8 protein-coding genes are annotated in these 16,736 nt (G+C 66.0%); 3 read left to right on the top strand and 5 right to left on the bottom strand.

What is annotated here, in order from left to right; genetic code table 11:
* Positions 1-37: 37 nt before the first annotated feature.
* From AC1DN0_RS21325 to AC1DN0_RS21310, 4 genes are all read right to left on the bottom strand, one after another.
* Positions 38-298 carry a hypothetical protein gene (locus AC1DN0_RS21325; protein ID WP_477145978.1) on the bottom strand — a complete coding sequence of 87 codons (261 nt, stop codon included), beginning with the start codon at positions 296-298 and terminating at the stop codon, positions 38-40.
* A 276-nt stretch (positions 299-574) separates the two neighbouring features.
* The gene (locus tag AC1DN0_RS21320) at positions 575-1,069 is read right to left on the bottom strand and encodes a hypothetical protein (RefSeq protein ID WP_441625861.1); all 495 of its coding nucleotides are present in this window, start codon (positions 1,067-1,069) and stop codon (positions 575-577) included.
* A gap of 19 nt (positions 1,070-1,088) precedes the next feature.
* Complete coding sequence (locus tag AC1DN0_RS21315; RefSeq protein ID WP_477145977.1) at positions 1,089-3,065, bottom strand: S8 family peptidase; 1,977 nt, start codon at positions 3,063-3,065, stop codon at positions 1,089-1,091.
* Between the two features lie 577 nt (positions 3,066-3,642).
* On the bottom strand, positions 3,643-3,867 hold the full coding sequence (locus tag AC1DN0_RS21310) for an SUMF1/EgtB/PvdO family nonheme iron enzyme (protein ID WP_441625857.1): 225 nt from the start codon (positions 3,865-3,867) through the stop codon (positions 3,643-3,645).
* Positions 3,868-4,023: 156 nt separating this feature from the next.
* On the opposite strand from AC1DN0_RS21310, the gene AC1DN0_RS21305 reads away from it, so the two are divergent.
* Positions 4,024-4,374, top strand: a complete 351-nt coding sequence (locus AC1DN0_RS21305) for a hypothetical protein (RefSeq protein ID WP_441625855.1) — start codon at positions 4,024-4,026, stop codon at positions 4,372-4,374.
* Between the two features lie 113 nt (positions 4,375-4,487).
* Positions 4,488-4,976 (top strand): GNAT family N-acetyltransferase, encoded by a 489-nt coding sequence (locus tag AC1DN0_RS21300; RefSeq protein WP_477145976.1) that lies wholly within the window; start codon positions 4,488-4,490, stop codon positions 4,974-4,976.
* A gap of 77 nt (positions 4,977-5,053) precedes the next feature.
* Here the strand turns inward: AC1DN0_RS21300 and AC1DN0_RS21295 are convergent, their stop codons facing one another.
* Positions 5,054-6,094, bottom strand: a complete 1,041-nt coding sequence (locus AC1DN0_RS21295; RefSeq protein WP_441625851.1) for a flagellar brake protein — start codon at positions 6,092-6,094, stop codon at positions 5,054-5,056.
* A gap of 610 nt (positions 6,095-6,704) precedes the next feature.
* Here AC1DN0_RS21295 and AC1DN0_RS21290 point away from each other — a divergent pair.
* On the top strand, positions 6,705-16,736 hold the full coding sequence (locus tag AC1DN0_RS21290) for a hemagglutinin repeat-containing protein (RefSeq protein WP_477111133.1): 10,032 nt from the start codon (positions 6,705-6,707) through the stop codon (positions 16,734-16,736).

Here is a 16,736-nt window from a genome sequence, read left to right as displayed (position 1 = left end):
CCGATGCCTGGCCCGGATGCCGCCTGGCGGCAAGGGCTCAGTCCTCGACTTCGATGACCTGCCCGCCGCACTGTATGTAGCACGCCTGGTAAGCGCTGTCGCAGCTGTAGGTCGATGCGTAGCTGGAGCAGTAAGCCTGCCGCTTGGTGCATTGCTCCTTGCCCTTGTCATTCGCGGAGGCGGCAAGGCAGGTGGCAAGGGTGTTGGCGCGCCGTGTTTCGCAGGCCTGCTCCTTGACGGCTGCGACCTGTTCCTTGCCGGTGATGCAGATCTRCTTGTTGGTTTCGCAGGTCGTCACGCATTGACGGCCCGCATCGGATTTTGGGGGGACGTACTTGTAGGATGTACATCCTGCCGCCAGGACTGCCAGGAGGAAGCCGCACAGGCTTCGGTATGGTCGTTGCATTTCCATCATCGGGAGCGCGCCACGGGGCGCCGGTGCATCGCGCCTGCCCGGCGCAAGTTCCCGGCTGGCGTTTCGGCGCCTGGAGCGCCCCGGCGCTTCTTCGGGGACCCCAGGCAGCCGTGGTTTTCAAACGAGGCAAAGCAGCGTGACTCCGGCCGTGAAAACCGCTCAGCGCACCTTGGGCTTGCCATACCGGATCGGCACATCGACCCCCGCCGCCGGCGGAAGCAGCGTCTTGAGCTGCTCCCTGGCAGCCGCCGCATCCTGGAAGGAAGCGAACGTCAGTTTGCTGATATTCATGTGATCGAAGTACTGGATGCCGGTGGCTGAGCGGCTTAGCTTGCCGACTTTCTGCTGGACTTCCTGGGTTGATACTTGCGAAACAATCACCTCGTTGTGGCTCTCGCCGACAACGCCCCGGTCGTTCACGACCAGCGTCACCGGGCTCCCCATGGCGCCCGCGCTCTTTGCCGTGGCCGAAGCCGGCAGCGTCTGGAACGACTGGCTGCCAAGACGAACGGCCGTCGTGCCCGCAAGGCTCTTCAATTCCGCGGGTGAAAGCTGCTGCCCGGCCACATAGGCCGACGCGCCCGCGTGGCACAGCGTGGCGGCGAGCGCCGCGGCGCCGCACAGCAAGACCCTGAGGGACAAGTTCTTTTTCATCATCATTCTCCTCGCCCCGTTATTTCGCGGCAATCACACGGTACTCAACAGCCAGGGGCTTGCTGAGCTTGACGCTGGCACCATCGGCTTCCGGCAGAAAGCTGCTGCATGCGCCGGGCGCGGCGGGGGCTGGCATCGCGCTGACTGCATACACCTCCCAATTTCCGGCGGCGTTCTCGCCATGGAATGCATAGCTGCCCAGCCCGTAGCTTTTCACTTCCGGCACGCCTGTGCTGTAGTAGCTGTTGTAGGGAACGGCGAGTGCGGAAATGGTCCCCGAGGGGGATTTGACAAAGATGCCAACGCTGCCGACGCAGATGGAGCCGCTCAGTCTCAGCTGCAGGGCATCCACCTTGTCATTGCCGCCGACCGTGAACTGCCCCAGCTTCTGGACCGAACCGTACTTGAGCTGCGCGCTATCCGCGAACGCCTTGGTGAAGCCGCCAATTTCCAGGGTTGCCGGCTTGTAGGCGCTGTATGCCTTCGCCAGCCTGACGGCGGCCGCGGCATCCGCCAGGCCGAAGCCGTACCAGTTCGAGTAGTAGTTGCCCGCGGCATTCTTTTGCCAGCCCAGATCCAGCCGCGCAGTCTGGCTGCCATCGACGAGGCTGGCATCATCACTGGCGGTAAATGTCCCCTGCTTCAGGTCAAGCCGGAAATTCCGGTTGTCGCGCGAGCCATAATTCGGATCGATTCTCCTGGCGGTCACGCGAAGAATCTCGCGGACGTCTCGCCACGTCAGGTTCGGATTTGCCGCCAGCATCAGCGAAACCACCCCCGAGATGGTCGGGGTGGCGGCCGAAGTGCCATTCATGCTGGAATAGTCGCAGTTCGGGTTATCTTTCTTGTTGGTCGCGGTGCCGCCAATGGTGAATGCATTGGCTAGTTCCAGGTAGTTGCGGCTATATCCTTTCGCGCAACTGGTCAGGTCGGTCGAGTAGATCGTCGGCCCGGAGCCGCCTTCTCCGTACTGCCCCTTCTCCCCATATTCACCACCGAGCCCGGTGATCCAGTTGACCGCTCCGGCGTTGGAGTAACTCGATTTGATGCCCTTGGCGTTGGCCGCGCCTACCAGGATGACGCCAGGCTCAAGCGCTTCCGTGTCGTTCGCGGGATTTTCGCAACTGAGGACGCCGCTTATCCCGTCGATATCGGGGCAAGACCTGGGTGTGTCGCCCCGGATGGCGTGGTACTCATTGCCCGATGCCTTCACCATGACCAGGCCCTTGCCGCTTCTCAGGTTCGGGAAGGCCCGGATGACGGCACTGGTCCCGGCTGCGGTGTCGTACTCGTCCGGCACCTCTGGATTCCCGCCATATGAGGCATTGATGATATGGGCATTCCGGGACCAGTCGGCGCCGCCGTAGGCCTGCAGGATGTCGGCACCCGCGGTGCCGATGAAGCGCGCGCCGCCCAGGGTGGCGCGGGGCGCGATGCCAATCACGCCCTTGCCGTTCTGCGCCGCGCTGATGATGCCGGCGACATGGGTGCCATGCGCGTCCGCGATGTTCATCGGGATATTGGCGGGCGTGGGGTTGCTGGTGCCGTCGTCAAAGTTGTAAGTCATCGACTTGTTCACATTGGCGACCAGGTCCTCATTGTTGATATCGACGCCATCGTCGAGAACCAGGACATTGACGCCCTGGCCCTTGATGCCCGCGGCATGCGCTTCTTCCACATTGAGGTCGGTGACGCCATCCGCCGTATCCGGGAATGACTTGAAGTAGCTGGTGGCCTGCCTGAGCGCCCATTGGTAGATGTACAGCGGCTCCGTGACCCCGGTCTGACAGGCAAACTTCGCATCGACACCGGTTTYGGTACAGCTCGACGCCAGGGGCACGGGTGTGGGCGCGGGCGCGGGCGTGGGCGCGGGCGTGGGCGCGCCGGGCGTCTGGGCGCTCGCAGCCGGGGTCTCCGGGTTGTCGCCCCCGCACGCCGCGAGCGCGGCGGCCGCCAGAAGCGTCAGCGATATCAGTTTCGTTCTTCTTTTCAGCATGAGATTACCCGCTCTAAAAATTGAGTTTTCACTACGCCATGACTGGTGCCGGGCGAATACCGCAGGAACTGCATGGTGTCGGCCAGCCGCGGCGATGCGATTGCGCGGACGCTGCCCGCCGCCATGCGGCGCTATGGACGAACGCCGAAGACGCGACCGGGCCGGCGCATGGAATTGCGCCGGACGCAAGCCGCGCTGCCTGGTTGCTATCGAGGGCCTTTTTTGGAATGGCCTGGTCGTGCGCGGCCTGCTGGTGGCAAGGGTGTCGTGCCCGCCATCGAAGGTCGCTTGCCAGTCAGGCCCGGGGCCGCGCTCTTTCTCTAGAGGGCTGGCGCGTACCTCGAACCGGCGCCAATTTTTGCAGAGTTATCGTTTCGGCACTTGACGCTGCGTCTCACAAAAACTGACGTTTCGTCTCACGTGGGGGTGTCGCGGGCGCTGGCAGGCAAGCATCGCCGGCACGGGACCCGGCGGGGCATGCGCGAGGGGTGCGCTCCGCCCCTGTCCGCTATGTCAGGAAGGGAACTTGCGCGGTATGGCGATAGGTTGATGCAGATGAAGCCAGAGGTGAGCCGAATCACCCGCCGCCGCGAAACACACGATACGAACCATCGACCTCCGGATCGTATTGATCGGCGCACCACTTCCAGACGTTGCCCAGCGTGTCGTAACGTCCCCGGTCATTGGGCCGCTTCCGACCGGCCTCTTGCGTGTTGCATCCGGTGTTTTCTCCATACCAGGCTATATCGGCGAGTTTTCCCCATGGTCTGGAAGGCTGGAAGTCTTTGGCAGGAGGTTGCAATACCGGACGGCATCAATCCATGATACGTTCTCCACCGGACATTGCGCGGCGGCATACGCCAATGGCCATTGGCACTGGCCCGGCACGTCCAGCGAACGCCTATCCGGCACCTTGTCGGCCGGGCTGAATTTATTGCACTTCTCTATCCCCAATATCATGAAACAAAAGCCCAAAGGGCAAAGCCCGCTGAAGCGGCATATCGCGGCAGGTTCGATCGTATTCGCAACGCTATTGGCAGGATGCGCCGCCCAGCCACCCGTGAGCGCCGTGCCCAACCCAGGCCCGCAAGGCAGCCGTGGCACGCCGGAGGGCTGCCAGGCCGACAAGCTTGCCGATGACGCGCTGATCGGCAAGAGCGAGGCCGATGCCGTCGCACTGCTCAAGGGCTGTGCCTGGCGATTTGGCGAACGCGAAGGCCAGCATCTGCCCGGCACCATGGACTACAACCCCCAGCGCCGCACGCTGGACGTCAAGGACGGCAAAGTGACCGCGGTACGCCGGGGGTGATCGGCCAGGCCGGACTGCGGCAGTGTAGTATCCCGGCGGCCCGTAAGGCGGACGCAGCAAGCTGTCGTTTCGTGGCCCAGGTTTCGTAGCCCAATTCAACAGTGTCATCGCCGATGCGTATCGAACAAGCCCGATCAGACGACGTGCAGGCGGTTGCTTCAGTCTTGCAAGAGGCGGCGCAGTGGCTTGCCAACACAGGCCGGCCACTATGGATGCCTTCCGACGTGAGCATCGAGCGTGTGCTTTGTGATACCGCGGCAGGGAACTTCTATGCGGCGCGCGACGGCGATGACATCATCGGCGTCATGCGGTTCGAACTGGAAGACCCGTTCTATTGGCCGGAGGTCGAGCCCGGTACATCCGCCTTCGTGCACAAGCTGGCGGTTCGCCGCTCGTGGGCCAGGCAGGGTGTCTCCACCGCGCTGCTAGCCTTCGCCYGAGAACGCGCACGTAGTCTCGGGCGCCGGCATCTCCGGCTGGATTGTGTCGCTGACAGGCTGGCGCTGCGAACGCTCTACGAGCGTTTCGGCTTTGGGCTGCACAGCTGCGTGCAGAAAGGCGCAGGGTCCGTTGCCCGTTACGAACTGGCGGTCACGGACTGAATGGGCTGAATGGACTGCCGTCCTTCAGCGTCGGCAGCAGTCATCCGGTACATATCTCCCCGGCATCCGCTTCCCGGTCATTCGCGTCCCGCGAGCTCGATGTGGTAGACCAGGCGCTGGATGAAGGTCTGCTGGCCGGGGCCGAGGGAGACAAAGGTGCAGCCAATGTGATGCATGGCGCGCTGGTCGCTCCACACCAGACCATGCCCGACCACCTGCAGGTCGAACTCCAGTTCGCCCTGGTTGCGAAAGTCCAGCCTGCATTTCGGCAAGATCGTGCCTGCCGGAAATGGGTCGGTATTGGCGATACTGGTGCGAAGGCCGACACCGGAGAGCGAAAGGTCGGCAATGTCCAGCTTCAGAACCTCGTCATCGGGCGTGCGCAGCTCGCAACGATAGCCCATGGCGGCGTCCGGGCGTGCGCGGGGGTGGCGGCGGCGTTCAAAATGGTAGAGCTGGGCCGGGAAGGCCGCGGCGCAGGCCATGCCGCCCTGATACCTGATGGGGTAGGGTCTTTTGATGACGAAGCGGATCTTGACATCGCGCAGCACCGCGGAGACGGCAATCTCGTCCGATGTCAGCAGCAAATCCCGCTCCGCTTCTGTGCGGCATCCGTCGAAGATGAAGGTACAGCCTACGGGGTCAACCTTCAGCAATGTGGTGGCAATCCTGTAGCCGTCGCGCGTGCGCAGCCTGACAACGCACTTCAGCCAGGCAAGATCGAGCAGCACGGCACTGATCTGTATGGGAAGGGTGAGCCGGTGGCGGGCATCGGGCGGGAAACCGTCTGGCGCTTGCGTGCTAGCGGTCTGGCGCTTGGCATTGGCGGGTTCGGGGCTCACGGGATCCTTCAACAAAATGGGAATCGAGGAGGGCTGCGTCTCGATTCCAGCGGCGCTATGTTCAGATGTGCGGGCGGCCCGGCGGGGGCGACGGGACGTTACCCGAGGAAGAATAACGGCAGAAAGCGGCGAGACTTTACCCCTGCGCTCGGAGGGGTAAGTAAGGCAATCCACCCAAGATAAGCAGCCATAGAATGGCACATTTTTTTCGCGCAAGGCATTGACGGGCAACGAGATTTGAGTAAGCACCACCCTGGTGCAAATATCTGCGCGCACGCAACCTGCACTCCCCATGCTGTTTCACCAGCTGCGCCGGAGCCGCTTCGGACCTGCGGATGAACCGCATCTGCGCCATCACCGCGCTCAAGGCGTATCCATCGCGTGCGACCGGATCGCGCCTGGCCTCGGCCGGTATCTTGGTGGATTGATTCCTATCCCCCACGTTTCGTGAGGTGGCTGCTGCGCTCGAAACGCCAGAATCTCTGCCGTTTGGACGAATAAGTCTTAATTAGTACTTGTCCTATTAAATGCCCGTGAATCATTCAATTCGGATTATTAATATAGGACTAGTCCTATATTAGGCCAGGCGTGCAACGCTTATAGCACGACTGGCCTCCACGCTTCAATCCCACTTCAGTAGGTTAAAGCCAGCTAACGGCGGGTCATCGCCCGCCAGCCCGCTTGTCGTCGCAGCTTTACTGCCGGCAGCAGACTTTTTTGTCCGCTTTCGAATGAATTAAGAGTCAATTGTCTGATTGACCATTTCGCCGGAAACAAAAAACAATGTAAATGCCTTCGCAAGGAATGACATTTCCCATTCGTCATTCCATCAAGTCCATTAAGGTGCCGTTCGCCATGGCGCCGCCAATCCAGGACCGAATCAAGCATGAATAAGGGTAGTTTCCGCCTGGTTTTCAACAGGCGTCGCGGCATGCTGGTCGCCGTCGAAGAATCGGCAACCAGCACAGGCAAGGGCCATCAAGGCGGCGCGCGGTCAATCCGGCGTGCGCGGCAGGGCCCGGCGCGCATCGCATCGCTTGCGGCTGCGCTGCCATCCGTGCCGTTCGCACTGCTGACCCTGCTGGCGCTGGCTGCCCCCGCCAGCGCCCGGATCGTGGCGAACCCCGATGCCGGCGCCAACCGCCCTGACGTGATCCAGACCAGCAACGGCCTGCCGCAAGTCAACATCACGCGGCCCTCGGGCGCTGGCGTGTCCACCAACGCCTACACGCAGTTCGACGTAGGCAGGGGCGGCGCAATCCTCAACAACTCACCCACCATCGTTTCGACCCGGCAAGCCGGCTTTGTCAACGGCAATCCCAACCTGCTGCCGGGCCAGAACGCGCGCATCATCGTCAACCAGGTCACCAGCGCGCTGCCCAGCCAACTGCGCGGCTACCTGGAAGTGGCCGGGGGCCGGGCCGAAGTGGTGGTAGCCAATCCCAACGGCATCCTGGTCGACGGTGGCGGCTTCATCAACACCAGCCGCGCCACGCTGACCACCGGCGTGCCGGTATTCGGCGGCACCGGCAGCCTCGACGCCTTCCGCGTCACCGGCGGGCAGATCTCGGTGCAGGGTGCCGGCCTGAACGCGGCCAATGTCGACCAGGTGGACCTGATCGCCCGCACCGTTACCGCCAACGCTGCGCTCTACGCCAACAACCTCAACGTCATCGCCGGCGCCGGCCAGGTGGACCGCGCCACGCTGGCGGCTACGCCGATTGCCGGCGCCGGGCCCGCGGCGGGGGTGGGCATCGACGTCAGCCAGCTGGGTGGCATGTACGCCAGCAAGATCCTGCTGGTGGGCACCGAAGCCGGCGTGGGCGTGAGCAACCGCGGCGTGCTGGCCGCGCAGGCTGGCGATCTCACGCTGAGCGCGCAGGGCCGGCTGGAACTGGCCGGCAAGACCAGCGCCAGCGGCAACCTGGCCATCGCCGCACGCGGCGGCGTGGACAACATCGGCACCACCTATGGCGCGCAGGCGGTTTCGCTCGATACGGCGGGCGCGCTCAGCAACAGTGGGACGCTGGCGGCGCAGCAAGCCCTGCGCGTCAACGCGGGCAGCGTCGCTTCCAGCGGCAGGCTCGGCGCGGGCGTCAATGCCGACGGCTCGGTCGGCCAGCGGGCCGACCTGACCGTCATCGCTGACGGCACCCTGTCGTCCAGCGGCAAGCATGTGGCGGGCGGCAATGCCAGCCTGAACGGCACGGCGCTGCAACTTGCCGGCAGCCAGACCACGGCGCTGGGCAACCTGAACCTGTCCGCCACCGCAGGCGATATCAACCTGAACGGCGCCGCCGCCAGCGCCGGCGGCGCGCTCGGCGCCACGGCCCGCGGCGCGCTGAGCAATGACCGGGGGCAGTTGTACAGCCAGGGCGCGACAGCCATCACGGCCGGCAGCGTGTCCAACCAGGGCGGACAGATGCTGGCGCAAGGCGCAACGACGGTCTACTCGGCCGGCGCCATCAACAATGCACTGGGCGAGATACAGGCGGGCGGCGCGCTGGGCGTCAAGGCGTCCTCGCTGGACAACGGCGCGGGCCGGCTGGTCTCGCTCAATGCCGATGGCCTGTCCGTCGCCGCCACGGGCGCGCTGACCAATACGGCGGGCACGACGGCGAACGGTGCCAAGGGCGGCGTGATCGGCGGCAACGGCAGCGTGCGGCTGAAGGCCGGGACACTGGCGAATCAGGGCGAGATCAACGCGCAGGCCAATGCCGGCCTGGATGCCCGGTCGCTGGACAACGACCGCGGCAGCATCACGGCGGGCGATGCGCTGACGGCTACCGTCGCCGGCGCAGCGAGCAACCGCCAGGGCACCATGTCGGCGGGCACGCTTGACGTCACGGCAGGCTCGCTCGACAACGGCGCGGGCCATATCGAGGGCGGCCGGGTCGGCATCCGCACGGCGGGCGACCTGGCCAACCGTGGCGGCGCGATCAGCCAGTTCGGCGAGGGCGACACGGTCATCAATGCCGGTGGCGCCTTCGACAATACCTCGGGCACGCTGGCCACCAGCGGGAAGAACCTGACGCTGGACGCGCAATCGCTGTCCAACGACAGTGGCCGCGTCGCGCATGCGGGCAACGGCACGCTGGCGCTGACAAGCCACGGCGCGCTGGGCAATGCCGCCGGCATCCTCCAGACCAACGGCGCGCTGGACGTGCAGGCCGCCGGTGCAGTGACCAACACGGGTGGGCGGATCGAAGCCGCCGGCACGCACGGCGCACTGTCGCTTGCCGCCCGGAGCGTGGACAACACGGGCGGGCGCGTCGTCAACGTGGGCGACGGACTGACCCGCGTGCGGGCGCGGCAGGCGTTGGTCAATGCCAATGCGGGCCTGATCGGCGGCAACGGCAAGGTGCAACTGGTGGCCGGCGCACTGGCCAACCACGGCCAGATCACCGCCAAGGGCGATGCCAGCCTGGATGCGCAATCGCTCGACAACGACCAGGGCCGCGTCACGGCGGGCACCGCGCTCACCGCCACGGTGGCCGGCGTGGCAAGCAATCGCCAGGGCACGCTGTCGGGTGGCGTGGTCGATCTGTCGGTGGCGTCGCTGGACAACGGCATGGGCCTTGTCGAAGGCGGCCAGGTCGGCATCCGCACAACGGGCGGCTTGTCCAACCGTGGCGGCGCCATCAACCAGTTCGGCAAGGCCGACACCGTCATCAACGCCGGCGGTGCCTTCGACAACACCTCGGGCACGCTGGCCACCAACGGGAAGAACCTGACGGTGGACGCGCAGTCGCTGGCCAATGACGGCGGGCGCATCGCGCACGCCGGCGGCGGCGCGCTGGCSCTGACRAGCCGSGGCGCGCTGGGCAATACCGCCGGCGCCATCCTGAGCAATGGCACGCTCGCCGTGCAGGCCGCCTCGCTGGACAACACCCGGGGCAACCTGTCCGCGCAAGGCGCCGCCAGGGTCGCCACCGGCGCAGTCCTGATCAACCGCCAGGGCACGCTCTACGGCCAGTCTGGCCTGTCGCTCACCAGCCAGGGCCAGGTGGATAACACCAACGGCACGGCGCAGACCGGCGGCGACCTGCTCCTCGCTGCCGATGGCACGCTGAGCAACGCCGGCGGCACGCTCACCGCCAACGGGGCGCACGGCAAGGCCACCGTATCCGCGTCCGGCATCGACAACCGCGGCGGGCGGATTGCCAACGCGGGCGATGGTGCCACCACCGTCACCGCAACCGGTTCGCTGGACAACACCGGCGGCACGCTCGGGGGCAATGGCGACGTCAGTCTCGCCGCCAGCGATCTCGACAACACTGGTGGCGCGCAAATCGCCGCGGCCGGCGCGCTGACGCTGGGCATCACCCGCAGCGTGGACAATCGCGGCGGCAGGATCTACGGCGGCAAGGGCCTGAGCCTGGACCAGGCCGGCGCCACGCTCGCCAATGACAGCGGCACCGTGCTTGGCGGCGCCGACGTCCAGATGAAGGTCGCGTCGATGACGAACCAGGGCGGCGCGGTACGCGCCAACCAGGACATCGGCGTATCCAGCGCTGGCGGCACCGTCAGCGGCAGCGGCGAGATGACGGCGGGGCGCAACCTGACGCTCAGCGTGGCGGGCGACTATCTCAACGATGCGGCCAACAAGCTCAGTGCCGACGGCGACATGCAGATCAACGCCGGCGGGACGCTGACCAACACCGGCACGCTGGCGGCGCGCGGCAGCCTGGCCGTGCAAGGCGCGAACGTGAACAACGCCGCTGGCGCCGGCATCAACGCGCAGTCCACCACCGTGCGGGCCGACAACGCCATCAACAACGCCGGGCGCATCGAAGGCCATGCCGTCAACACCCTGAGCGGCACCCTGGCCAACACCGGCGCGGTGATCGGCAACACGGTACAGGTACAGGCAAGCGACATCAGCAACACCGGCCCGGCCGCCGTCATCGCCGCCGCGCGGGACCTCAGGATCCATGCATCCAATGCCGTCTCCAACCTGGACGGCGCGCTGATCTACAGCGCCGGCAACCTGCAGATCGCCCGCGACGGCACGCGCGACCCGGGTACCGGCATGCTGGCCAACCAGATCAACGTACTCAACAACCGCTCGGCTGCGATCGAAGCGGATGGCGATATCGATATCGCCGCGCGGGCGGTCAACAACACGCGTACCAGCATCGTGACGGAGGCGGGCACGCCGCAGCAGACCGCGGCCCGGACACTAACCACGTGGTTCGCGGGGTTCACGGGCACCGAGCAGCGGAACCACAAGAGCATCACCTTCCCGAGCTGGAACTGGGCGGGGGCGAGCGCGCCTGTCAGCGCCAGCCTGATCAATGCCCTGCGCAGCCCGATCACGGTCGAGGTACCCAAGACCACGGTCGCCAGCTTCGACCCCAACACCAAGACGCTGTCGTTCACGCAGGCGCCGGTTGAGGCGTATTTCAACCCGCAACAGCCCGGCTGCGCGAATGACAATGACTGCTTCACTCCGCCGCCGATCCTGACCCGGCCCATCACCACCAGCAGCACGCAGTACTACCAGGACATCCAGGACACGGGGACGACCTACAAGATCACCTTCTGGCCCGACTGGGATCCGGCCAGGCACATCCGCCCGGACCAGGTGCGCGTGCGCTACGACCTCGGGCCGGACTATCACGACTACAGCGAGATATCGCGCACGACCGTCGCCACCACCGCGACCGACCGGCTGGTCAGCGCGACCCCCGCAGCCAGGATCCAGGCCCAGGGCACCATCCGCGTCAACAGCGACGGCGGCACCATCCTCAACCAGTCCTCCATCATGGCTGCCGGCGGCAGCCTGATCCGGCGCGCGGTTGCCAGCGAGGTACAGGACATCGGCACGGTGCTGCAGCAGACGGTCAGCACCACCGACACATCCACCTTCTATTGGCACCGGAAGAACGGTAGCAACAGCGATACGCAGGAAGTCCCGTATCCCACCACGCCACAGAACCCCACCACGGTGGCGGCGCTGCCAGCCCTTGCCACCGCCAACCAGTCGGTGCAAACCACCGCGCAGGACATCACCGTCGGCTCGGTCAACCGCGTCGGCCAGACCGTCACCGGCAGCGGCGTGGCGGGCGGCGGCGCCTCCGGCACGCTGCCCGGCAGTGTCGCGGGCACGGCCGGCGCCGCGCCAACCCTTGGCGCGGGCGCCGTCGCGGCAGCCACCGGCGCTACCAGCCGCCCGCAGACCCTGGGCACCGCCGCGGGCGGCATTCCCAACCTGACGCTGCCGGTCAACGGCCTCTTCACGCTGCGTCCGGCTCCCGCCACGCCTTACCTGATCGAGACCGATTCACGCTTCACCCAGTACAAGACCTTCCTCTCCAGCGACTACATGCTGGGCGCGCTCGGCCTGGACCCGCAGAAGGTGCAAAAGCGCCTGGGCGACGGCTTCCATGAAGAAAAGCTTGTCCGCGACCAGGTCACGGCGCTGACCGGCCGCACCTTCCTGGCGGGCTATTCCGACCAGTTGCAGGAATACCAGGCGCTGATGAACAGCGGCGTAACCTGGGCCAGATCCTTCGGCCTGTCCCCCGGCATCGGCCTGTCCGACGACCAGATGCGCCAGCTCACCACCGACATGGTCTGGCTGGTGGCGCAGGACGTAACGCTGCCCGACGGCACGCACCAGTCCGTGCTGGTGCCCAAGCTCTACCTGGCGCAGTCCAGCGCCGTGGACCTGAACCGCACCGGCGCGCTGGTCACGGGCAACAGCGTGGCGCTCAATGCCAGCGGCAATGTGAACAACAGCGGCCGCATCGTTGGCGACGTCGCCACGCAGGTGCTCGGCAACGACATCGTCAACCGCGGCACCATCGGCGACACCAGCGGCACCACCGTGGTCCAGGCGCTGCAGGACGTGCGCAACCTGGGCGGCCGCATCGGCGGCCAGGACGTGCTGGTGCAGGCCGGGCGCGATGTGGTCAGTGAAACGCAGACGATCAGCGAAGTCCGCACGATCGGGCCCAATGGCTATCGTGCGGGGGCCACGGGCGTCGGCTCCGTGGCGGCCATCTCGGCGACGGGCAACGCCGTGGTGCTCGCCGGCCGCGACGTCACGCTCAGTGGCGCTGTCCTCGAGGCCGGCAAGGGCGCACTGATCGGCGCCGGGCGCGACCTTACCGTTGGCGCCGTCACGCTGGGCACCACGCAGGATGCCGTCTCGCGCGGCGGGCAGAGCTATTCCCACGACCAGGCCAGCACCGTCGCGGGCAGCCTGGTCCAGGCTGGCGGGAACGTCGTCGCCGTGGCTGGCCGCGATGCCACGCTGGCCAACGCCGGCATCCAGGCCGGCGGCAATGCCTCCCTCGTCGCTGGCCGCGATCTCACCGTCACCGCAGCGAAAGACACTCACACCCACAGCGAAGGTTCGCTGGGTGGCAAGGGCGCGGCCTACACGCAAGCCTCGACCGACGAAACGGTCCGGGGCAGCACCGTGCAAGCCGGCAACAACGTCACCCTCGCGGCCGGACAGGCACCCTTGGCGGGCGCCGTATTGCAGGCCAACGGCATCAAGGCGGAAGCGCCCGCCACCGGTGCGGGCGGCAGCGGCGGCAACCTGGCGATACTGGGCTCGACCGTCGCCACCGGCGCCAACGGCAACGGCGGCGGCACCGCGTCGCTGGTAGCCGCTGGCGACATCACCGTCGGCACGGTCACGCAGACGCATACCCAGGAAAACTGGCAAGAACACAAGCGCTCCGGCTTCCTCTCCAGCGAGCAGAGCACCAGCAAGCGCAGCGCCGGGCAGACCTACGCGGTGGGCAGCACCGTGTCGGCCGACGCCGTCGGCGGCAGGGCCGGGCGCGACCTGACGGTATCCGGCTCCAACATTGTCGCCAGCGATGACCTGGCGCTGCGCGCGGACCGCAACCTGACGATTGGCGTGGGGCAGGACACCACCACGAGCAGCAGCGCGGAAGAGAAACGCAAATCCGGCATGTTCTCCGGCGGTGGCCTCTCCGTCACGATCGGCAAGCAGCAGCTCAATCAAGCGCAACAGGTCAGCACGGCCACCAACGTCGGCTCGATGGTCGGCAGCCTGAACGGCAACGCCAGCCTGAGCGCGGGCCAGGCCTACACGCAGACCGGCAGCACGGTCAGCGCCCTGCAGGGCGATGTCGGCGTCCGCGCCAAGCGCGTGGATATCAATGCCGCCACCGACACCGCCAGCTCGTCGCAGGAAAGCCACTTCCGGCAAAGCGGCCTGACCGTCACCGTCACCAACCCGGTACTGGCGGCGGCCCAGACGGCGGGCCAGATGGCGCGCGCACAAAGCCAGACCGACGACCCGCGCCTCAAGGCGCTGGCGGGCGCGGCAGCGGGGCTGGCTGTATCGAACGCGGCCGATGCCGTCAAGGCCGACCCCAAGGCCATGGGTGGCCTCAACATCAGTGTCAGCTTAGGCGGCTCCAAGAGCGACAGCCAGCAAACGCAAAGCAGCACCACGGCGGCAGGCAGCACCGTGCGCGCCGGTGGCGACGTGCGCATCCGCGCCGAAGGCGGCGGCACGGACAGCAACATCAACGTGGTCGGCAGCAATATCCAGGCCGGCAACAATGCACTGCTGAAAGCCGACAACCAGGTCAACCTGCAGGCCGCGGCCAGCACCGCCGAGCAGCACGGCAGCAATAGCAGCGGCTCGGGCGGCATCGGCATCGGCCTGAACCTTGGCGCGCAGGGCGCGAGCATCGGCCTCACCGCCAGCGCGTCCGCCGCGCGTGGCAACGCCGACGGCAACGACGTGACCTGGACCAACAGCCACGTCAACGCCGGCAACACGCTGGTGATCGACTCCGGCGGCGACACCAGCTTGCGTGGCGCCACCGCCACCGGCAAGCAGGTCATTGCCGACATTGGTGGCAACCTCAATATCGAAAGCCTGCAGGACACCAGCCGCTACAAGAGCAAGGACCGGTCCATCGGCGGCAGCCTGACGGTTGGCGCCGGCTTTGCCGCCAGCGCCAACGTTGGCCAGCAGAAGATCGACAGCGACTACGCCAGCGTGACGGAGCAATCCGGGATCCGTGCCGGCGCAGGCGGCTACCAGATCGACGTCAAGGGCAACACCGACCTCAAGGGCGCGGTCATCGCCGGCGGCACGGCGGACAAGAACAGCCTGTCCACCGACACCCTGACTGGCAGCGACATCCGGAACCACGCGGAATACAGCGCCAGCAGCGTCAGCCTTGGTGGCGGATACGCCCAGGGCAAGCCGATGATGCCGCTGGGCGGCGGCTCGGGCGGTGGTGGCGGCGTAGGCCTGACCCAGGGCGGCCAGGCCGCCACGGGCGAGGCGGTGCCTGGCACCAACCTGCCAACCAGCGGCGGCAACGGGCAGGGCGCCTCCTTTGCGCCCCCGATCGCGATGTCTGCCTCGGGCAGCGCCAGCAGTACCACCGCCAGCGGCGTTAGCGCGGGCAACATCACGATCCGCAATGAAGAGAAGCAGAAGGCGCTGACCGGCAAGGATGCGGCGGAAACCATCGCCAGCCTGAACCGCGAGACGGACAACACGGCCAATGCACTCAAGCCGATCTTCAATGAGAAGGAGATCCGGGCAGGGTTCGAGATTGTGGGGGCGTTGCAGCGGGAGGCGGGGGTATTCCTGAACAACCGGGCGAATGAGGCGGATGCAGCCAAGAAGGCGGCCGAGGCGGTAGCCAAGGATCCGAGTGCGACGCCTGAACAGCGGGCGGAGGCACAGCGGCGCGCAGATGATGCGGCCAAGTGGGGTCAGGGCGGGACATATCGCCAGGTCATGACGGCGCTGACGGCTGCCGCTGGCGGCAATGTGACCGGATCGGCGGCGCAGTTCGCGCAGGGTGCGGCGGTGGGGTACATCCAGGGGCTGGCGGCTGGTCAGGTCAAGGCCATGGCCGATTCCCTGGGCAAGGGCACACCGGAAGCCGAAAGCGCCCGGGCGGCGCTGCATGCCATTGTTGGTTGCGCTGGTGCGGCGGCGGCCAGTCAGGCATGCGGCGCCGGAGCGATGGGCGCGGCGGCTAGTTCCGTACTTGGCAGCCTGCTGGCGCCGACCGACGAGATGTCGGCGCAGGAGAAGCAGGCGCGCGAGAACCTAGTGCAGAGCCTAGTGGCGGGTGTGGCGGGCGCGAGCGGTGTGAACGCCACCACGGCGACGAACGCGGCGACGTTTGAGGTGGAGAACAATCAACTCGCTGCGCCAGCGCCGATGCCGCCAATGTGGACGCCGGGCCAGGCACAGACCCCTTTCAAGACACCGGGGAAGCCGGCTGACAAGAGCGAGCCAAAGCTAACTGGCACGCCGGACCAGTCTGAGAAGACGACGACAAAGCCACTCGTCAACCCGATCACGAATGTCGTGGCGGAGATAATTTCGTTGCCGGCGAATGTTGTTCACGGGCTTGGGTTAATCTTCAACATCGGGGGCAGTGGTTCTCCACAATCTACCGGCGCAAATACGGCAGGAACAGGTGAATCGGCTTCGGCGGTAAATGGCATAAAACAGGGTGGCACGGTTGAGCTATTCACGGATGCCAGCGGGCCGAAGGTTCCTGGTGCTGTAGGTGTGGGGCCAACCGATGCCACTGCTGTTGCAGTGGATGCCAGGAGCATGCCAAACATCCCGAGCAATAGTCAGGCTACGGTAGTTGCGAGCAATCCGTATATTCCAAAAGGTGCGGGCGGCACTTTTTCCATGATGGACTACCTGCCCGAGGCCACACGCATTACCCAGCCGGGAGGCGAGATTGTGATTAACGGGACAGCGGCAAATAAGTACCTTACGAACATGCCGACCCAGGCGCAGCTTGATGCTTTGGGGCTAGAGGTTAGGTACCAAGGGCCCTTGTTGCCAGAGTACCAAGGGCAAACATTTTTGCGCGCCGACGGCTCAAAATTGAATGATTCGATGCAATCAATTATTTTTGTGAAAAAGAAGTGA

The organism is Cupriavidus sp. 05N39 (assembly GCF_056397325.1).
This window is presented reverse-complemented; position numbering and strand designations above follow the sequence as displayed.

Excerpts from the sequence above, each read along its gene's own strand:
- AC1DN0_RS21305 (WP_441625855.1), top strand. The coding sequence starts at position 4,024 with ATGAAACAAAAGCCCAAAGGGCAAAGCCCGCTGAAGCGGCATATCGCG.
- AC1DN0_RS21320 (WP_441625861.1), bottom strand. The coding sequence starts at position 1,069 with ATGAAAAAGAACTTGTCCCTCAGGGTCTTGCTGTGCGGCGCCGCGGCG.